At 46.5% G+C, this 18,771-nt stretch carries 17 protein-coding genes and 1 pseudogene; 11 read left to right on the plus strand and 7 right to left on the minus strand.

All coding sequences use genetic code 11. From position 1 onward, the window contains the following. The first annotated feature begins 498 nt into the window (after positions 1-498). The 5 genes from J2T14_RS00200 (at position 499) to J2T14_RS00220 (ending at position 4,307) form a co-directional block, all read left to right on the plus strand. Entirely contained in the window at positions 499-729 is a 231-nt protein-coding gene (locus tag J2T14_RS00200) for a hypothetical protein (RefSeq protein WP_307466587.1), read from the plus strand. A gap of 805 nt (positions 730-1,534) precedes the next feature. Continuing rightward, positions 1,535-2,068: a hypothetical protein gene (locus J2T14_RS00205; RefSeq protein WP_307466589.1), complete on the plus strand. Its 534-nt coding sequence runs from the start codon at positions 1,535-1,537 to the stop codon at positions 2,066-2,068. Between the two features lie 334 nt (positions 2,069-2,402). After that, positions 2,403-2,744 carry a DUF3888 domain-containing protein gene (locus tag J2T14_RS00210; RefSeq protein WP_307466591.1) on the plus strand — a complete coding sequence of 114 codons (342 nt, stop codon included), beginning with the start codon at positions 2,403-2,405 and terminating at the stop codon, positions 2,742-2,744. A 337-nt stretch (positions 2,745-3,081) separates the two neighbouring features. Next, positions 3,082-3,600 carry a hypothetical protein gene (locus J2T14_RS00215; protein ID WP_307466592.1) on the plus strand — a complete coding sequence of 173 codons (519 nt, stop codon included), beginning with the start codon at positions 3,082-3,084 and terminating at the stop codon, positions 3,598-3,600. Positions 3,601-3,893: 293 nt separating this feature from the next. Further along, positions 3,894-4,307 (plus strand): hypothetical protein, encoded by a 414-nt coding sequence (locus J2T14_RS00220; RefSeq protein ID WP_307466594.1) that lies wholly within the window; start codon positions 3,894-3,896, stop codon positions 4,305-4,307. Between the two features lie 958 nt (positions 4,308-5,265). Here the strand turns inward: J2T14_RS00220 and J2T14_RS00225 are convergent. Then, positions 5,266-5,481, minus strand: coding sequence for a tyrosine-type recombinase/integrase (locus J2T14_RS00225; protein ID WP_307468545.1), 216 nt, complete (start codon positions 5,479-5,481; stop codon positions 5,266-5,268). 100 nt (positions 5,482-5,581) lie between these two features. Between J2T14_RS00225 and J2T14_RS00230 the strand changes: the two genes are divergently transcribed. The 4 genes and pseudogenes from J2T14_RS00230 to J2T14_RS30770 all read left to right on the plus strand — a co-directional run. Further along, positions 5,582-7,504: a hypothetical protein gene (locus J2T14_RS00230; protein ID WP_307466596.1), complete on the plus strand. Its 1,923-nt coding sequence runs from the start codon at positions 5,582-5,584 to the stop codon at positions 7,502-7,504. Between the two features lie 109 nt (positions 7,505-7,613). Further along, positions 7,614-7,769: a hypothetical protein gene (locus J2T14_RS00235; protein WP_307466597.1), complete on the plus strand. Its 156-nt coding sequence runs from the start codon at positions 7,614-7,616 to the stop codon at positions 7,767-7,769. A gap of 44 nt (positions 7,770-7,813) precedes the next feature. Continuing rightward, positions 7,814-8,743, plus strand: coding sequence for a glycosyl hydrolase (locus J2T14_RS00240; protein WP_307466598.1), 930 nt, complete (start codon positions 7,814-7,816; stop codon positions 8,741-8,743). Positions 8,744-8,775: 32 nt separating this feature from the next. Next, positions 8,776-8,845, plus strand: a pseudogene (locus J2T14_RS30770) (23S rRNA (pseudouridine(1915)-N(3))-methyltransferase RlmH); the annotation flags it as partial. Between the two features lie 91 nt (positions 8,846-8,936). On the opposite strand, the gene J2T14_RS00245 reads toward J2T14_RS30770, so the two are convergent. Both J2T14_RS00245 and J2T14_RS00250 read right to left on the minus strand, forming a co-directional pair. Continuing rightward, positions 8,937-9,860, minus strand: a complete 924-nt coding sequence (locus tag J2T14_RS00245; RefSeq protein ID WP_307466599.1) for an oxidoreductase — start codon at positions 9,858-9,860, stop codon at positions 8,937-8,939. Between the two features lie 25 nt (positions 9,861-9,885). Continuing rightward, on the minus strand, positions 9,886-10,551 hold the full coding sequence (locus J2T14_RS00250; RefSeq protein ID WP_307466602.1) for an NAD(P)H-binding protein: 666 nt from the start codon (positions 10,549-10,551) through the stop codon (positions 9,886-9,888). Between the two features lie 210 nt (positions 10,552-10,761). Between J2T14_RS00250 and J2T14_RS00255 the strand changes: the two genes are divergently transcribed. Both J2T14_RS00255 and J2T14_RS00260 read left to right on the plus strand, forming a co-directional pair. Beyond that, positions 10,762-11,418 (plus strand): TetR/AcrR family transcriptional regulator, encoded by a 657-nt coding sequence (locus J2T14_RS00255; protein ID WP_307466604.1) that lies wholly within the window; start codon positions 10,762-10,764, stop codon positions 11,416-11,418. Between the two features lie 618 nt (positions 11,419-12,036). Continuing rightward, positions 12,037-12,879 carry an oxidoreductase gene (locus tag J2T14_RS00260; protein ID WP_307466606.1) on the plus strand — a complete coding sequence of 281 codons (843 nt, stop codon included), beginning with the start codon at positions 12,037-12,039 and terminating at the stop codon, positions 12,877-12,879. 586 nt (positions 12,880-13,465) lie between these two features. Here the strand turns inward: J2T14_RS00260 and J2T14_RS00265 are convergent. Genes J2T14_RS00265 through J2T14_RS00280 form a run of 4 tightly spaced genes read right to left on the minus strand, consistent with a single transcriptional unit; the run spans position 13,466 to position 18,603 of the window. Next, positions 13,466-15,523 (minus strand): MMPL family transporter, encoded by a 2,058-nt coding sequence (locus J2T14_RS00265; RefSeq protein WP_307466608.1) that lies wholly within the window; start codon positions 15,521-15,523, stop codon positions 13,466-13,468. Positions 15,524-15,567: 44 nt separating this feature from the next. After that, positions 15,568-16,713: an NAD(P)/FAD-dependent oxidoreductase gene (locus tag J2T14_RS00270; RefSeq protein WP_307201079.1), complete on the minus strand. Its 1,146-nt coding sequence runs from the start codon at positions 16,711-16,713 to the stop codon at positions 15,568-15,570. Beyond that, positions 16,710-17,450 (minus strand): methyltransferase domain-containing protein, encoded by a 741-nt coding sequence (locus J2T14_RS00275; RefSeq protein ID WP_307468547.1) that lies wholly within the window; start codon positions 17,448-17,450, stop codon positions 16,710-16,712. Before J2T14_RS00275 ends, J2T14_RS00270 begins: the two co-directional genes overlap by 4 nt. Further along, positions 17,443-18,603 carry a type III polyketide synthase gene (locus J2T14_RS00280; protein WP_307466609.1) on the minus strand — a complete coding sequence of 387 codons (1,161 nt, stop codon included), beginning with the start codon at positions 18,601-18,603 and terminating at the stop codon, positions 17,443-17,445. Before J2T14_RS00280 ends, J2T14_RS00275 begins: the two co-directional genes overlap by 8 nt. Between the last annotated feature and the right edge of the window lie 168 nt (positions 18,604-18,771).

An 18,771-nucleotide genomic window follows, 5' to 3' on the forward strand; every position in this document is an offset into this window, starting at 1 on the left:
GCAGCTTGTCACATGGGCGGGAGGGATTTCGGTGCAAAACCAACCAAACGGATTTCGTTTGCATTCGACCTGTTATATTTGCAAAAGAGAGTTTGGGGTCTTCGAGGGAACTCAAGTTTACGACCGAGTGAAACGAAACCGAAAAGGTATGCATTACTGCGAGGATTGCAAGTACAGGATCGAACTTGAAGCACGTCTGCAGTTCTCTTGAAACAATATTGTCAGACGACAACAACATTTATACAATCGAAGTCGCATATATTGCGGCTTTTTTATTTTTGTATAGAAGTTCTTGTCGTGAGCTCAAGACAAGAACTTCTATACAAGGCCGTGATCCCCAAAAGCATCAGATCGAGTTATTAAACTACCATGAAAGAACGAACTAACTTTAATGCTCTGTGGTGCAAATATAGATGCATGGATGGCTAACGGGCAGGATAACGTGGAAATTTAATAGAAATCTAAACGTACAGATAATTCTTCTGGCGGAGGTATTAAATGAACATACCTGCTCAATTGGACGGTGCAAGGGTGATAATGTATATAGAAAATGATGTGAATCGTACCATCACTAAAATGTTTTATGAAGAAGAAGATGGCTCAGCAAAGGAAGTATTAATTACAGGGTTGGCGTTGGCTAAATATGAACAATCCAATGAATATTATCTGTTCTTATGTGATACCAATTGGGAAATCCATCAAGATTTTGATATGGAATCAATTGAATAAGCAATTAACTGTTCAATTACAACTTTTAGTCTGAACCAGAATGATTGGAAGTTCTTATGATTGAAATTTGATTGAGCTATCGAGGAACTATAGTTCAAATAAAAAAGCTGCAGCAGATCGGAGGATCCGCTGCTGCTTTTGTTGAAGTAAAGGGCAGTTTAGTTTAACAACAAATGGAAACCGTGATAGTATTAGGAAATAATACGAAGATGATTTTTGTCCGAATAAGAAGGAGGAAAATATTATAAAACTGAAGATCCCGGTAATTATTTTTATTTCATTGGTTATTGTGGTCGCTGCAGTATTATTTTTTAATCATAGGTCTAATAAGGTACAAATTAACAATGATGCAGCAAAGATGCAACGGTGTGATGATGCTGGAATATTTACTAAATTGTCCGGGACAAAAACCAAAGCTTGGGGATTTGGAAGTGGCGGAAATATGATGTTTAGCGGTTCTGAGGTGTGCATATATGATGGTTTTGGCAAGCCTAAGATTAGTAAGATTATATACGAGAAAAAAGGGGAAGCAGAGATATATGTGCAAACAAATAACAGTATACTAATCAAAATCAAGTAGAGGTTATTATACCTAAAGTCTTTACTATTCATGTTTTTGATTTTGAAACGAAATCTAGTTTTGAAATCTACCCTGACGCATTCCAGGATTAAGCTAAATGGGAACGATAGCATAATTAAGCAGCACGGCCGCCGCCACTTCACTATGTTCGGCTGCTGTTTGCTCAACTAGGAACCATAGATTAAAGTAGTGAGAAGTTCATTTTTACTAAGTTGGAGGTCGTAGATGAAAAAGCGATATTGGCTGATTCTTGTTGTACCAGCGCTGCTGATTGTTCAGTACTTTGGCTTTCTAGATTCAGTTTATCCGGAACCGCCAAAACCGGCTGTGACGTACGCAGAGTTTCCTCTAAACGCCGTGTATATAATGAACGGTCAGCGCCACGAAATTAAGGACACAATAATTGGCGAATACGACGGGATGGGCTGGAACGAAGGAATTGGAAAATTCCGCAAGTGGAAGCTAAAGCTTAAAAGCAGCGGAGCAGATCGGTTGACCCTTGTCAAAACAAAAGAGGGAGACATGGAAATCGAGATATTTTTTAGCTTAAGCCACGCCGAATATCTTATGGGGGATCCTGAGAAGGATCGCAATTACAAACAGAATTACCCAAGCAGTCCCCTGATTTCAAAAAAAGAAGGCAACATGACTAGCACAAGTTTGTTCACATCTGGTGAACTGACAGAGAAGTATAACATACGTATCCTTGAGTGGGAAACGAGCCCGCCGATTCAAAATCATTTTGAAGAAGAAAGCTGAGACTTGTATGAAAATCTACACAAACAAACCTTGTTTATAACGGGTAATGTCAGGTCGAAAACCTGCCAGGGATGATTAGTTACGCTAACGGGAGACTTTAGTTCAACAATCCAGGAGCAGTTTGCCGCCGCGGCAACTGCTCTTTTTGTAGTATAGTTATTGGGCAAATTATACAAATGAATATACTTCCCTTACCTGGACAGATTAAGTTGTGAATTGATGTAATAAGGTAATGGGAGGGAAATTCACTTGAAGGTTTTAATTTGCTTTGTAATCCTACTTTCAATGGTCGGAACGCAACCTACTTATTGTAATGCAGTCGGTAAGAAGCCACTTGAAGACTCGAGGGAACTACAACTTTCAAGATATGCTGGTATTGCTTTTACGACCGCATATGGAAGAGAAGTTAGATGTATTTACAGTACCGGGATCCCCAGATATATATCCTTATTTAGTTGATGTAACGCACACTGAAAGAACCAATGGTTTCCGTGGATTTGATTTATTAATCACACTCGATGTGCGTCCAACTGTTGGCCCACATATCCCAGTCGGTGAAGATATTTTTATTACTTATCGGATCTCGGCTGCTGGGGTAGAGCTAAAAAATCTTGAACATCTTAAAGGACCTAATAAGAACGAATTCCCTCCAAATTACCAAGATCTTTTAAAGTAACGGGAGACGATAGTTAAATAAGTAACGGACGAAGCTGCCGAGCAATCGGTGGCTTCATTGTGTTAACGGGCAGATTGTTGTGTGCCCCTTCGAATGTGTTTAATTAGTGGTTGTCCAGTAAGATTGTCAGTTGTCGTTGTGTTCATTAAGGATTTTACCGAGCGGTAGCAGGGTTGGGGCACCCTGATCATCTATACGTCTCTGGAAGTGGAGTAGGGGATAACAGGGAGGGGGCAATTGCCCAAGCCAACGCCAGCACGCTGACATATACATGTTAGAGAAGCACCCATATGAAAATGCAGAAACGAGTGTATTATACAAAAAGAGGATGAAGCATATGGCGAAGATCCCTAACTTCCCCCAAAGGCTTATGGATGAGCATGCCCGATGGCATATGAGCCATATGAATCGGGATGTGCGTTCGGGCGACGGCATTTCGTTCCTTCGGTTTCATCGAAGGTTTTTAAGAAAAGCCCTGCGATGGTATAAGGGTCAAGGGCTCGATCACCAAAGAGTGACGGCGTGGTCCCGGATCCCATTGGCTGTCAAAGCCACTCCCGGCTGGGACAGCCAGCTGCAGGAAGCCGAGGATCGTATGGTGAAGCGTCTGGGCTCGTTCAAGTCCTCGGATGAACTGGGCCGTTTTCTTCTGACGTCCTCTCTCCACGACTCCATTCATGTCCTCGGCTCGGAGGTTTACGGAGACCCAGATTTCGGAGTGATCCTTAGATCCCCTCGAAGCACCCTATTCTATCGCTGGCATGGCCTGATCGACCGATGGTGGAGGAAGTACCAGCAGCTGAACAAGAGCAAAGAAACAAAGACAAAGACAAAGACCGTGAAGTCCGCTCGGTGAGCGGGCTTTGGTCTGTTTAAGCTGATTTGTGGGGGCAATTCCGCTTCACAAGGAGTTTGTAAAATCAAGTTACGTTTGATGAAATTGCTCAAGGCAGTTGATTCAACTAACGGGAGACGATAGTTCACTGCCGAAGGGCTGCCGCGTGGCAGCCCTTCGCTCAACTACCATGAAAGAACGGGTTAACTTTCATGCTCTGAGGTGCAGCATAAGAGATGCATGGATGGCTAACGGGCAGGTTAATGCAACATAACTTCTCATTGAACGTCTGTAAATACAGAGGTGGTTTACATATGAACTTAATGAAACCAGCTTTTATTGGGACTGTACTTGTGATTTTATTCTTATCCGGCTGTGGTAATCTTCAGGTATTAAAATCAGTTGAGTCAGAGGAAACTGTTTCACTGCCTACAAGTTCCACTATTCCTACTGAAGAACGAATACCTAATGATGGGAATCAGTTAAGAAGAATTGCATGGGAACTAGTAGGTGACATCGCAAGAGAAACTGTTATTGGTGATTGGAAGGAAGCCTCCATAGAAAAATCGAGATTTGAACAAGTGCCACTTAAGAAGGACTCTATAAAGACATCAAATAACATTTATAAAGTTACTTTCAAGACTAATCAAGACGAGTTAATTGGGGCTATAGGGATTTACATTGATGCTGTATCCAACCAGGTTGTAGGCGAAGACGCTCGGGATTAGTGGACTGAAATGTCGTCGCCTTCATTGAAGCTGAAAAAGAGCATGGCGGTGAGGCAAGTGGGATCATATTTTCATGTATTTTGTCCCGAAGGAGTGACTAGTAAATACAAGCTGATTGTTTACGATTCAAAGAAGGAGCCCTGTATCCCTCTGACCGAGTACTATCACGATAAGAACTGTCGGGTGACATGAACTTAAATGCTTAAAAGTCGCATAGTTGCGGCTTTTTTTGTTTTATCGATATAAGTTCTTGTCAAAAGCGAATGACAAGAACTTATATCGTTTGCCGATGGAGGACAAGAACATGTATTGTTCTACCAAAACGAGGGTGACTCTCAATAAGAGGGTTAATCATGAGCCGTATGCAGGGGAGGGATTTTCGGCCGGCTGAGCAATACCGAACTGGCCTGCGGCCGGCACCGTCTCAGGCGGCGGATAGTGTCTCTCGTGTGACCCCTTTTCTATCAGTTTTTTAAAGGACCTTATTTTGAACTATATGTGGAAGCATCGAATTAGGCCGTTTTTTCGACGCTCACCTTAACACCAAGTGACGCTATCCGTTTGAGCGACTGTTTGATCAAAACGTCTTTTCGACGCTGGTCATAATAATCGGCACCTAGCTCAACATAAATTTTGTTGACGAGTTAGAAGATAGTAAACGATCGTTGTGGGTTCGGTAAATTTGGGAGTAGGGGTTCATGGCGCAGAGTCGTTGCTCAAGCTTGTTCAATTCTTCTACATCGACATAATCCGTTTTGTTGACAATTGTCTATATTGTGCTGTATCCATGACCAGAACATCAAGGTTACATGTCAAGTCTTCTAATAATATTTATATAAATGTGATATAAAAAGGGGGCCCATGCCGACTAAATATGCAATATCACATATTAATGTCAAAATATCACCACTATAATCCTGAATGCGTTTTCATTATATTGAAGTCGCAACTGATTTAACTACTCTTTAAAGGTCTGAGGAAAGGGAACGATCCGATCCTTATTACCTTTTCCTTTGTTGATCCGGATCTGACAATAATGGAAATCGATGTCCGATAGCTTAATGTTGATTAGCTCACTAACGCGAACGCCAGTATACATGAGCGTCTTTACGATCATCATGTCCTGAAAATTCTTTGATTTCCAGACAACCTCATAGCTCCGGCAATTCGATATGCCGAATTCAGATTTCGCATGGACAACGTAGTAGTGTTAAGAGTAACAGTAAAACAAGATTTCAAGGACATATGATTATACTTATTGGAGGAATATTGCGATGACGATCAAGATCAACTGGAAACAACGTGAACATGACAATGGCTATAGGTTCCTATTGGGCGAAAGGACCATCGGCGACGTTTTGCCGTTCGAGGACGAACGCTTTGCCGTAACCGATACGTTCGAACCGTTGCGGGAGGGACTGTTGCAGTGGACGCGGCAGTTCACCTATCGAGGCGAATCGACCGCGCCATGCAAGCTTTCGATGGATTTCGCCACCGACTACGAGCCCGAGTATTATATGATTCCTTCCGTCACCTATAACGGGAACGGTTGGGGCAGTGGCCTGGAGCCCAAAGGGCTGGTGCGCGATGGGCAACCTTGGGTATTTGCGTGGCATCGGGCGGCAGTGGCCGGCGCAACCTACTCGGAGGGAGGCGGGATCTCCGTAGCCTTGTTCGGTGAGCCTCCCCTGGATATGCAAGGCTTTTCCTGCTCACTCGTGCCGGCTGCAGGACGCATCATCCATCGGCTGATCTGGCCCGTTGCAGAGACACCTGCGACCTACTATTACCGTGACCATTACAGTGAGGCATTCGAAGTGGAAAGGACGTTTGTGCCGGGCGAGACGTTTACGGCCCGTGCGTTTCTGGCGCTTAACGCTTACACCGAGCCGCGCACGGCGTGGAGAATGATGCTCGAAGAGGCTTGGCGGATGCAACAACATCCGCTTCAGGTATGGTTCGAACCAGAGCGCATCTGGGAACTGGGCATGGCGTATGCCAAGAATAGCCTATGGGCCGAAGACGGGGATTTTCGGGGATTCGCAATCGGCAGATACTGGGACGGCGAAAAGTGGGTACAAAGACGTCATTATGAAATAGGCTGGTGCGGGCAGAACGCCTCGTTGGCCAATTCCATGCTTGTCGATTATCTGAATTCCGGCAATGAGGATTCGCTTCATAGAGGCCTCGCAGTTCTGGACAACTGGACAGCCAGCGGAAGGCTGCCGAACGGGATGATTCATTGTCATTACGACTATGTCATAGGATTCGAGTCGGCAGAGCGGGAAGTGCAGGACGCCTGCAACCTCGGCACGGCTGCGTTAAACCTGTTCGAAGCGGAAGAATTGGCCCGGAGATGCGGAGTGGAGCGGCCGATCTACCGCGAAACCGCGCTGGGCATTTGTGATTTTGCCTTATCTGTGCAGTCGCCGGAAGGTCAGATTGGTAAATCATGGAAGAGCGACGGGACGCCGCATGATCCAGAGGGTACGGTAGGCTGCTTCCTCATCCCGCCTATGGTTAAGGCATACGAGCTTACCGGTAACGAAGCCTATCTTCATGGGGCCGAGCTTGGCTACCGCTATTATATAAGGGAACTGCTCGAAAACGGTTACACGACGGCGGGGGCGCTGGATACGTATTGCGTTGATAAGGAATCCTCTATCCCTTTGCTGAAGGCGGGACTTGCCCTATTCCAGATCACCGGCAAGAGGACGTATCTCGAATGGGCGGAGCATGCCGCATGGTATCTGGCCACGTGGCAATGGCATCATACCGTCGGGTATGATGCAGGAACCGCACTGGGAGACATGGGGTATGATACGTTTGGCGGAACGGCAGTATCCACTCAGCACCATCATATAGATCCCTTCGCATTGGTTTTTGTCGAGGACTGGCTTGAGCTGGCCGAACTCACGGGTAACAGGATATGGCGCGATCGAGCTATTGCCGCATGGGCGAATGCGACGATTGGCATTTCGGACGGCAGCCTGACGGTCATGGGCAAGCTGCGCCCAGAGGGCAGCCAGGACGAGGGCTTCTTACACACTCGCTGGGGAGATAAGTTTAACGTTTCGCAATGGCTGGTGGCGTGGCCGACAGCCTTCCGGCTTGAAGTGTTGCGCCGGGTGGGCATGGAGGTTGTAGAAGAATTCGAACTAAATCTAGCATCTGGCGGAGATGATGAGCGGAGATGAGCTTGCAAGAGACTTTGGCCATAAATACGAAAGACCGCAGAGCGGAGATGGGCGACCTGTTCGGCCGCATCGGACCAATTGACGAAATACGAAGCGCGGCTACTTGCGGATGACTCCGAATCGATACCGATGGAAGAACACGCTCGGCGATGTCGCCGAGCGGGCTGCTGAACCGGAATCGATCGATAGCGAGCATTTTACGCTATCGATGACAGCAAAAAGAAAAGCTTGGGGCAACCCGTGCCCTATGATCATCCGCTGTTAAAGTCTATACTAAAATAGCTTGACGCAATTAAGACTTTGGAGGTTATGATGAAATCGCCATTATATCGAGATCCTATTTTTGATGGAGCAGCAGATCCGGTTGTGATCTGGAATCGGCAAGCCAAGGAATGGTGGATGATTTATACGAACCGCAGAGCGACTGCGGAAGGCCCGGGTGTCTCTTGGGTGCATGGGACCGATCTCGGTATCGCTTCCTCGAGAGACGGCGGCAATACCTGGGTATACCGGGGCACGCTTCCCGGCCTCGATTTCGAATGGGGCCGTAATACGTTCTGGGCGCCGGAAATAATTTGGTACGAAGGGCTTTATCACATGTATGTGAGCTACATTCAAGGCGTACCGGATCAATGGGCCGGCCATAAGCGCAGCATGCTGTATTATACGAGTCCCGATCTACTCGAGTGGACCTATCGTTCCAAAATCAAGCTCAGCTCAGATCGCGTGATCGACGCATGCATATACCGAATTCCGGACGGTCGCTTCCGGATGTGGTACAAGGACGAGGCCCACGGTTCGGTCACCTATGCCGCGGACAGCGCAAATCTGTATGACTGGGAGGTCGTCGGCCCGATCCTGACCCATCGCGCTCATGAGGGACCGAACGTTTTCAGGCTCAAAGGCTACTATTGGATGATTATTGATGAATGGCGGGGACAGGGAGTGTATCGCTCTGATGATTTGGAGCATTGGGAGCGGAACGGCCTCATTCTCGACAAGCCCGGAAGCCGTGAAGACGACGGCACGATCGGACTGCATGCCGATGTCGTTGTGCAGGATGACGAAGCATATATCTTCTATTTTACGCATCCGGAACGCAAAGGCGACTGGGAGCGGATCAAGCCTTATCCTATGCAACGCTCTTCAATTCAAGCGGCACGGCTTGATGTCATTGACGGCGTCCTGGTGTGCGACCGCGACGAAGAATTCAAGCTGGAGCTGCGAGCGGAAGAGTAGAACCACGCCGCCCACTGACGATCATAGGCACGCGGCTGGTGCTGGTGGAGGCAGATTTATCGCGCGTTGCGGATCAATCGGGGGGAACCGTATCACAAGTGAGGCGAAATTTCAGGCCCGTTGTCGCTTCGTTCACACTGTTGATAGCACGTTGCTTTCGCGCTGCTCGGCGTTTTTCACGCTGAATCAGAAACTATTTTTCAAACTGATAATATATACCCGTTAAGGTTTCCGAAGCTCTCCATAATTTGCTTGATAAATTAGAGTCATATAGTCTTTCGATAATCTCGTCGTTCTTAGGATAGCCCTTTCGGCCGCCTTTGCCATCTGGACCAATATACTCCCCTCCCTTAATTGTTGGCGATGTTGCACTAAACAAGGTAGGCAAAGCGCCCATATGGGCCGGTTGAGTTGCAACGCTTGCAAGCATCCGGATGAATATATTTGCCCGCTTCCCTGAACCAAAGGAAGATAGATTGGTATTGGAAAATCCGGGGTGACAGGCGACGCTCATGGAATCAATATGATGGCTGCTAAACTTGTTTTGCAGTTCTTTCGCAAACAATAAATTTGCAAGCTTGCTTTGACCATACAACTTGAAGCGATCATATCCCTTGGAACCGTCTAAATTGTCGAAATTAATACTGGCATTATGAGCGGCTATACTGCTCAACGTTACAACTCTCGATTTCGGAGTTGAAATCAAGCGAGGCAATAGCAATCCGGTCAGTGCAAAATGGCCTAAATGGTTACCGCCAAATTGGGATTCAAAGCCATCCTTGGTTAACTGAAAAGCTGGGATCATAATGCCTGCATTGTTAATAAGAATTGACAAGGATTCATGCTTTTTAAGAAAATCTGCTGCAAATGTCCTGACACTATTCAAATCGCTAAGGTCTAGCTTCATGAGATTGACATCCGCACTGGCATAGACGGATTTTATTTTATTCAGGGCTGCTTCTCCTTTGTCCATGTTTCGAACAGCAAGAATAACCTTTGCCCTTCTTTCCGCTAATGCTGCCGCTGTTTCGAAACCTAGCCCGCTATTCGCGCCTGTCACAACAGCAACCTTACCTGATAAATCTGGGATATTATCCTTAGTCCAAATATTGTTCATTTAACGTGAGCCCCTTTCATTTGAGTTAGGTTTGTTCCGCTGTCCGCGCGATCCGATCTGATTGATAGACAAGGATGCCAGATTGGCTGCTCCGCGCTGCCAGAAGCATCGCTTTGGCTACGGAACGCGCCTGAATGGGTCGATATTTTCGCAGGCGGCCCGAGAATAATGGGGAAAGAATGCGCGAGAGGGATGAACCGATCCGCTCGCCGAGCCGAAACTCCTCACGGTTGCCGAGTAAGAGAGACGGACGGAAGATATGCAGTGCAGGAAGACCAAGCCCGTTCAGCGCCACCTCAATCTCCCCCTTCACGCGATTATAGAAGAAACGTGATGACGTATCCGCCCCCATTGCCGTTACAATTAACAACTGCTTCGCGCCCTGTGTTTTCGCCATTCTGCCCAGAGCGAGCGGATAAGCAAAGTCAACCTGACGGAAAGCCTCTTGTGTTCCGGCTTTTTTGATCGTCGTTCCAAGGGTACAAAATACGTCCGCCCCGGTCAGATTGACATCGGATTGCTCGAGCAGATCGAAATCGATCACCATTTCACGAAGTTTCGGATGCGTTATTCCCGCCCGCCGCCGCACAAGCAGCGTTACGTCGACGTATGCACGATTATTAAGCAGCAATTCTACGAGTTCTTTTCCGATCAAACCGGTAGCCCCTACAACAACTGCTTTTCGATTCATTTTCCATGCCCCCTTACTATTAGAGAAGCTTTAGGATTATCCTGTCGCTTTGCCGAAACCCGAGTATTCTAAGCATGAACATAAGGTTTGACAAGGATTATGATACCAAACTTAATTAACTAAATCAACATTAGTAGTTAATCTGGTTATTTTGGTATTTCGGGTAGAGAAGTGTGTTATAATAAAGGTTAGACAGCAAGGAGGAGAATTATGGTTGAAGATCAACGAGACAAGACGCGCAGAGAAATGATATACCGACTTGTTATTCACGCTCGCAAGGAGAGCCTCATTTCCATGAGAGCCGAGGATATGGCCAAATATATGGATGTAAGCAAGGTGACGATGTATAAATATTTCTCTTCCAAGGATGAAATATTAAACTTGGTCATCTCACACTACGCGAATTTTCTGCGCAATGAGGATATAGGTTCAACGGGTGAGAGCGAGGCTATCTTGGAACGATATCAAAAATCATTTGAGCAATCTTTAATGATTAACTACTATTTCCCGGAACAATTCTTCCATGACTTTAAAGCGTACAATTCGCGTTTGTACGAAGAAATTGTGGATGCGCAGCAATTTCGCTTAAAACAGTTAGATGAACTGTTTCATCTAGGAGCGGAACAGGGTGTTTTTTATCCTGTGAACTCTGCGATATTTGTTTTGGACGATGAACTGATTTTGCGACGAATACTTGATCCGTCATTCCTTGTCCAGCACGGTTTACCTTTGGAGAAAGCGCTGCTTGATTACTACGAAATGCAAAAGAGAAAATTAATCTGCCCAGAGTACCTGAAAACAATGGACAATTCACGGATTGAAGAGATGATACGTTACTTTGTAGCTAAAAATTCAAGGAATTTATAGGACGTAAAGAATTTGAAAGTAAGGGGTCCTAATCCAAACCTAAGGGTAGCTAACTGGGTTGCTTTAGGATCGATATGCATTTGTGTCAAAGACCGGTATTTCGAAGCTCGGGTTGAGATGGACTATCAATGGTACTTACTCATTGCGGGGGATTTAGACTACATCCGGGGAAGAAGTACGATACCATCTTGCTGTTATGCGGTTATCGTCGCGCGGCGGCAAAAATTTCGCCTTAGCGTTGATATGCTGAACCGTATCATAAGTGAGGCTAAACCTTGGTGTTTTGATCTCAGTCTCATAAACAGGGGTCAGTCCAAGGTAAGATTGTGGAGAGCGATTAATAGAACTCGATTTGGTCAAAAGCGTAAAAGGATTCTGGAATTGTTATTTCGGTTGAAAAAAAAAGGTATCGACTGCTATTTTGTCGAGGCCTTTTTTTATTGTAAAAGCCGTTTAAGCGATTCTCTGAGACGGAGCAAAATATTACAGAGATTCGGATAAATCCGCAGTGGATGCGTATATGTACCAAACTGTTGATCAATAGTATCTTAATCTTAATGAAATAATGAATCAATGTGAGTTGAAGTAAATGAATGGAGAGAAGGGCAGGAGACGAATATGAGTAATCAGCATTGGGACGCAACAAAAATACCTGATCAAAAAGGAAAAGTTATTATCGTAACAGGCTCAACGAGCGGTATTGGTAAAGAAGCTGTAAAAGTCATTGCCGGTAAGAACGCAAAGGTTATTATGGCTGTAAGGAATGTTGATAAAGGTAAAGAAGTTGTAAATGTAATCAAAAAGGAATTCAAAAAAGCTGATATTGACGTTAGAAAATTAGACTTATCAAATCTTAATTCTATTAGAGCTTTTGCAAATTTAATTAAGGAAGACTACGATCGATTGGATATACTGATTAATAATGCTGGAATTATGTTTTCTCCTTATTCAAAAACGGTTGACGGGTTTGAGAACCAGTTCGGAACAAATCATTTAGGCCACTTTGCGTTAACTGGCTTACTAATGCCGCTATTGAAAAAGACAGAAGGATCAAGAATTGTCGTACTCTCCAGTACAGCTCATACGATGGGAAATCTCAATTTTGAAGATTTGAACTGGGAAACGAGAAAATATAATACTCAGAAAGCTTATGGTGACAGTAAATTATCAAATCTTTACTTTACGTATGAGCTCGCAAGAAGGCTAAATAAAGAAGGTGATCATCCAAGAATCACCGCTGCACATCCAGGTTGGACAGCTACAGACTTACAGAGACACTCGGCTCTCTTGAGAGGATTGAATAAGTTATTTGCTCAGCATGTGAATATGGGGGTTTTACCTACCCTTAGAGCTGCTTTTGATGAAGATGCAAAAGCCGGGGAGTTTTATGGACCATCAGGAATAATGAATTTGAGAGGATTGGCACGCCTCAAGAAGTTGCTGAAGCAATACTCTGGTTAAGTTCTGAGAAGTCCTCATTTGTAACCGGGTCACTCACTCGTTGTTGATGGCGGCAGGGTCAGCGAAAACTGATTACGGGTACAGGCCACACAGCCGGCTTAGTCCGGCTGTGTTTTTTTAACTTATTTTTCTCGGTTAAAAATAGGTGTTATTTAGTGTATGACACTAAATCAAAAACCAATGGCCGAAAGGGATTAAACTGATTTATGGACATTTGTACAAAATACGAGTTTTGTGAAGATGTCGTAATCAAAAGAAAGGTAACAATCGTTTTATAGGATTTTTTTGATATTTCGTTCTTTGGTTCATTCATTTCTCTTTTAATCTTTAATGCTTTCCTATTGTCTTTTATAATCATTTATTTGCATTCTTTTCTTGATCTTTGTTCAATATAAGTTTAGTTCTTGTTTTTGCAGCAATCATTCTTCATTTAGATTCTATATTCATTTAGATTCTATAAACGAATTGATTAATCGCCATGTATGTTAAATCGACGATATTCATATTAAATCTCATACGCAATCCTAAGTCTATTATCGATCCATTTTATGGATATTATTCGAATTGTTTTGATCAACCTTGATTGTTACTTTCTCAGCCATCTCGGCGCCCACCAATTCCATTGGCCCAGCAGCTTCATTAAGGATGGCACTAGCAGCATCCGGATGATCGTTGCATCGATAAAGATCGCCGCGGCTATGCCGATCCCAAGCTGTTTGACGCCGACGACATCACCAAATGCAAACGGGACGGTTACGACGATGATGATAGCGGCTGCACAGTTAATGATTCTGCTTATGGAAGACATTCCCACAAGCACGGCGCGATCATTGTCCTGTGTGCGCTCATACTCCTCGTAGATCCTGGAAATAAGAAACACGCCGTAATCCATGCTGATACCAAAGGCTAATCCAAATATAAATACGGGGATCATGATAGCAATGCTGCTCGGCTCCATGCCGAAGTGCCCCTCCTGAAAGATCCAGCTTAAAATCCCGAAGGCTGCTCCCATGCTTAAGAAATTCATGACTATCGTTTTCAATGGAATGAGAATGGAACGGAACGCGAGGAACAATACGATATAATTGGAAACGAACAGAAATAGGAGCACATCACTCAAGTTGTCAAACACATCGTCATATACCTCTTGCTGATATTTGGCTTCTCCTCCGAGAAGGTAGGTTAAGCTTGACGTTTCCCCTGCTCTCTCCCATTCCCGAAGCCAGTCTCGGACCTCTGCCGACGAGGGATCGCCATGCAACGTCACCCGAATAAGCATCTTAAGATCACTCACAGCAGGCCGATCACTGACATCCACAACTAACGGGTCACCCTTTAAATGTTTTATGAGCTTCATTGCTTCGAGCCGATCGTCGTTTCCGACTTTATCAGCTTTTCCAAAAGCAAGCACATACACTTCGGTACGATTGGGAGGAACGAATTGCGCTTGATAGTTCTCAAAGGTAATTCGAGCAGCATAGCTAGGCGGCAACGATGCCGCATCCGGAATGCCGACGCTCATTTGACCCAATGGCAGAAAACACACGATTAATAAGAAAGTTGCTGCCAGACCATGCCGAATGGGCCTCTTAAGCACATAACGCGACAATAACATCCACTTATTCCCTTTCTCGGGCAAAAACGAAACTTGTCGCTCTTCTATTATGGCCGGCCACATGACAGCAAGCAGCGCTGGAACGAACGTTAAAGCGATCAACAGCGATACGGCCAATACAGTAGCTGCTCCAAGCGCGATCGAGGAAAACATCGGCAGCGGTATGAAGAGCACCCCGATTAATCCTAAACAGACGCATAAGCCTGAAAAAAAGACGGCTCTTCCGGCTGTCATCATCGTCGTCACCAAAGCTTGTTTGGCGGAATACCGCTGCAATTGCTCCCGGAAGCGGCTGACGATCATCAAAGCAAAATCGATGCTAAGCGCGAATCCTACCATGGGGATGACGTTCAACACAAAGTTTGACAGCTCGATTGCCGTTCCAAGCCCGTACATCATGCCCATCGTACCCGTAACCCCGATCATTCCCGCAACAATCGGTATAAGAGCGGATCGAATTCCACCGAAAGCAAGCAGTAAAATGACGAAGGCTGCGGGTATGCCGATTCGTTCCGCTTTGAACAAGTCCGATTGGCTCGCCCGATTCACATCGGCTTGGACGGCCGATTTACCTGTTATACCGATCTTCGCATCGGAATGACTTGGCAGCTGCTTGCGAACATGCTCCAGTACGGCTTCCATTTGATGGGGTTCCTGTTGGAAGTAAAGAAGCGCGTAGGCAAAGTTTCCTTTGAACATATCGTCATGATCAAGCGGCGATATCGCGCTATTAAGTCCCTCCATTCCTTGCAATCGGTTCAAAGCTTGCTGGATGTAGCGTCGGAAGGTTTGCGGAGTCACGGCGGCCTTTTTCTCGAAAACGAGGATAACCGGATCTTTAGGGATACGGAAATCGGACGCCAATTGCTGCTCCACCTTGGCGAATGCCCCATCGGGCGCCAAGCCGTGATCGTGCAGCACATGAGGAAGCTTCGGGGCGAAATAACCAAAAAAAAGCATGAACAGCACCCAACCGAGAATGATCGTTTTGGGGTAACGATACGCGATGACCGCGAGCAGCTGAAACATCAAGGCCAGCCTCCTTTATGCTCCGAATCATGCAGAACTTCTCTTCACTTTAGACGAGTCGCCTGTACCATTTTGTAAGCCAGTCCTGGTGTATATGGGGATGCCGTAAGCATGATTCTCGGCAAGAACGGTAAACCAAGCAGCCATTGCAATCGTCTACCCCACTTTAATGGTCCATGGAAGTCCTTCCGAATAGCTTTCGTGTATTGCTGCTCCCATTGAGCAAGCGTCATTTCACCTTTCAAGTAACTGACCGCCAGAGGTGCGCACAATTCAGCCGAACGCAAGGCCATGCTCATTCCATCTCCGCATAGCGGCGGTATCATGATGGAGGCATCTCCCAAGCGGGCGATCCGATTCCATGCTGCAGGCTTCTTATTAAGATGAACGGGAGCGACAGCAGCTTGCGTCCCGGGTACGGGATCAGCATGCGTCAGCCTCTTGGCAAGCCTCGGATTTCTTCTGCAACAAGCGTCTATCCAACCTAGTATCGACTTGTCCGAATCCGCATGGGTAAACTCCTTTCGTTTCAACAGAGCGGCGACATTAACCAAGCCTCCTTCGATCGGAGAAATGCCCAAATATCCGCCGTTAAAAAAATAGAGCTCCACGACAGGCTCCGCTTCGATTCCGCTAAAATGCGACTTTACCCCAATAAACGCTTCCTTGTCGTGCTCTACTTCTGCTCTGCCCGGCAATCCAGCCCGATTAGCTGCTCCCCATGCCGCGATAACGGCCCGTGCATGAATCGTGACTGCCTCTGCACGATCTTGTTTCGTTTCGATCAAATAGCCATAATCATGAGGAGTGACTGCCGTCACCGTCGTACGGGTACGGAGCTTAGCGCCGGCTTCCGTCGCTGCTCGATGAAGCACAGAATCAAGCGCGTAGCGGCTTACGCCAATGGCATGTCCGGGCAAGTTAATCTCAAGCGCCTTTCCGTAGCTGAAGTTTAGCCGTGTCCGCTCGATCGAAGCAGGCCTTAGCTCTTGTATATAATCATCCAAGCCAAACGACTCCAGCATGCTTCTGGATTCCGGAGATAGAAACTCTCCGCAAACCTTATGCCTTGGGAACGATTTCTGGTCCACCAACAAAGTATCCAAGCCGCGATCCGCTAATAGCTTGGCCAAGCTGCTGCCTGCTACGCCAGCGCCTACGATGGCCACATCATGGATATGCATCGTCATAAGCGGCCCCTGACTAGCGGGTTATGTCGCGGTTGTCTAATGACAACGGCATATCGGAATAACGGCCGCCACGAATAGGACAACTCCGCCTTTTCGCCGAGCGAATGCTTTAGACGCTCCCAATCTTCCGCTTGGAAGCCTTTTGCTACCGATAAAGGTCCATCATTCAAAATATAACGGTTGCTTGAAAGGAATCGCGTCATGAGCCATACCGCCGCCCATGCCAACCAATGCCGGTGAATGTCATTGATGACGACGCCAATCCGTGCGATAGCAAGCATTTTCAAGATCACTGCAGGAAGCTCATCATCGCTAAAATGGTGCAGGAACTGCGTTCCCGTAACGATATCGACGGAACGCTCGGGCACATCGAATAAATTGCTTTGCGTGACATGTACTCTAGGTTCAACTTGGAAAAGCTCTTTGGCTTCCTCGCAGGCTTCCGTCGTGATATCGACAAGCGTAATGGCTATCTCGATGCGGTTCGCGTCTGCCCACTGCAGGAGACGCCGATTAACATCGCCGGAGCCGGAGCCGATATCCAATATCGAGAGGCGAGTCGGCTTGTCCGCTTCGATCCAAAGCCTTTCAATGCCATATAACGTAGGCGCAGCGGCAGCAAAGATACGATTCAACCTTCTTAGATGCCGCAAAGCTTCGCGAAGCTCGTCGCCTCCGATCGTAAAATCGTCCATCAATTCCTGTTCGACCGCACGTTTGCTCCAATCTCTATACATGGATTTCATTCAACTGCGCTTCTCTCCTTTGATTTGAAGGCACATAGCCGAATTGAATCATCTCGCATGTAAGTCCGGGTCCGAAAGCGAGCGCTAGTCCGTTCGAAGGGCCGGCATCTCGTTCCATTAGGCCCTGTCTCATTTCGCTTAGCACAAATAGGATGGTCGCGGAAGACATATTGCCGTAATTGCGCAGTACCGTACGGCTTGGCCTCGACTGCTCTTCCGAGAGCCCGTACAGTTCCGCTAACGTATCGATGATGCCTTTCCCGCCGGGATGAATCGCCCACAGCTCCGGTTTGCCATGCTCGCTAATGAGTTGTTCGATTTGTTCGGGAATATATCTGCCAATCAATCGGGGGATATTGGGCGAAAGATAAAGATCGAATCCGAAGTTTCCCACTTCCCATACCATTTCATCCGCACAATCGGATAGCAGAACGGAACGGTCAGCTCCTAAACGAAAGGCTCCGTTCGCAGCAGACCGCTCGTGCTCAAGCGACCCCGACACGCAAGCAGAAGCGCCATCGCCGAAAAAAGACGCGCCAAATAAGGCCTCGCGCTCGCTTGAGGGCTGAATGTGGAGCGTGCATAGTTCGACGCACACCATCAATACTTTGGCTGCTGCATGGTTCGCTATGATTTGTTTGGACAGGCTAATGCCTCTTAAACCCGCAGCGCATCCTAGAAAGTTAAGAGGTAAACGGTTAACCGTAGCAGCTAGTCCTAACCGGCTTACGAGTATGGTATCCATCCCCGGCAGGAATTGTCCCGTACAGCTTACGGTGATCAGATGCGTAATGTCGGACGCCGGTACGTTCGCATCGTCTAAAGCCTTCCTCGCTGCGGCTAGCGCAAGCGGTACGGACTCTCTTTTGTATGTTTCCATACGTTCTGCTGTCGAAGGCCATTGCTCGCTGGGCGACTGCAAGAAGTAGCGGCATCGATCGGCCGGTTCCAGCAGATTCGGTTCGCATGTATAGCGAGTCTCCACCCCGCATTGCTTGAATATTCGTTTGGCCCAACGCGCGGAGTCGGGATAGTCTTGCAAAGCCTCCGTTATCCGCATCGACGTATGGGCTTGTTCGAGTTTAAAAGCCGGCACGGCCGTGCCTATTCCAAGAATCGCAACGCTTGAATTCGCTTGGATCATCGTCGTTATTCATCCCCTCGATACTCACTTTGAATATATCTATTCGATACAGCATTTCAATATGATGGAAACCGATAGAATCATATGAACCAGGCGGATAACGACAATCGTATTTGTCCGATTAATCTCGACCTTTTCGGGAATAATTAGGACAAAAAGGAGCGTGAT

Source organism: Paenibacillus harenae, assembly GCF_030812415.1.
GTDB classification, from domain to species: Bacteria; Bacillota; Bacilli; order Paenibacillales; family Paenibacillaceae; genus Pristimantibacillus; species Pristimantibacillus harenae_A.

What these genes read in the sequence shown, in the direction of transcription:
- J2T14_RS00200 (WP_307466587.1), top strand. Translation starts at nt 499, where the DNA reads ATGAACATACCTGCTCAATTGGACGGTGCAAGGGTGATAATGTATATA.
- J2T14_RS00205 (WP_307466589.1), top strand. Translation starts at nt 1,535, where the DNA reads ATGAAAAAGCGATATTGGCTGATTCTTGTTGTACCAGCGCTGCTGATT.
- J2T14_RS00215 (WP_307466592.1), top strand. Translation starts at nt 3,082, where the DNA reads ATGGCGAAGATCCCTAACTTCCCCCAAAGGCTTATGGATGAGCATGCC.
- J2T14_RS00220 (WP_307466594.1), top strand. Translation starts at nt 3,894, where the DNA reads ATGAACTTAATGAAACCAGCTTTTATTGGGACTGTACTTGTGATTTTA.
- J2T14_RS00230 (WP_307466596.1), top strand. Translation starts at nt 5,582, where the DNA reads ATGACGATCAAGATCAACTGGAAACAACGTGAACATGACAATGGCTAT.
- J2T14_RS00235 (WP_307466597.1), top strand. Translation starts at nt 7,614, where the DNA reads ATGACTCCGAATCGATACCGATGGAAGAACACGCTCGGCGATGTCGCC.
- J2T14_RS00240 (WP_307466598.1), top strand. Translation starts at nt 7,814, where the DNA reads ATGATGAAATCGCCATTATATCGAGATCCTATTTTTGATGGAGCAGCA.
- J2T14_RS00245 (WP_307466599.1), bottom strand. Translation starts at nt 9,860, where the DNA reads ATGAACAATATTTGGACTAAGGATAATATCCCAGATTTATCAGGTAAG.
- J2T14_RS00250 (WP_307466602.1), bottom strand. Translation starts at nt 10,551, where the DNA reads ATGAATCGAAAAGCAGTTGTTGTAGGGGCTACCGGTTTGATCGGAAAA.
- J2T14_RS00255 (WP_307466604.1), top strand. Translation starts at nt 10,762, where the DNA reads ATGGTTGAAGATCAACGAGACAAGACGCGCAGAGAAATGATATACCGA.
- J2T14_RS00260 (WP_307466606.1), top strand. Translation starts at nt 12,037, where the DNA reads ATGAGTAATCAGCATTGGGACGCAACAAAAATACCTGATCAAAAAGGA.
- J2T14_RS00265 (WP_307466608.1), bottom strand. Translation starts at nt 15,523, where the DNA reads ATGTTTCAGCTGCTCGCGGTCATCGCGTATCGTTACCCCAAAACGATC.
- J2T14_RS00270 (WP_307201079.1), bottom strand. Translation starts at nt 16,713, where the DNA reads ATGACGATGCATATCCATGATGTGGCCATCGTAGGCGCTGGCGTAGCA.
- J2T14_RS00275 (WP_307468547.1), bottom strand. Translation starts at nt 17,450, where the DNA reads ATGTATAGAGATTGGAGCAAACGTGCGGTCGAACAGGAATTGATGGAC.
- J2T14_RS00280 (WP_307466609.1), bottom strand. Translation starts at nt 18,603, where the DNA reads ATGATCCAAGCGAATTCAAGCGTTGCGATTCTTGGAATAGGCACGGCC.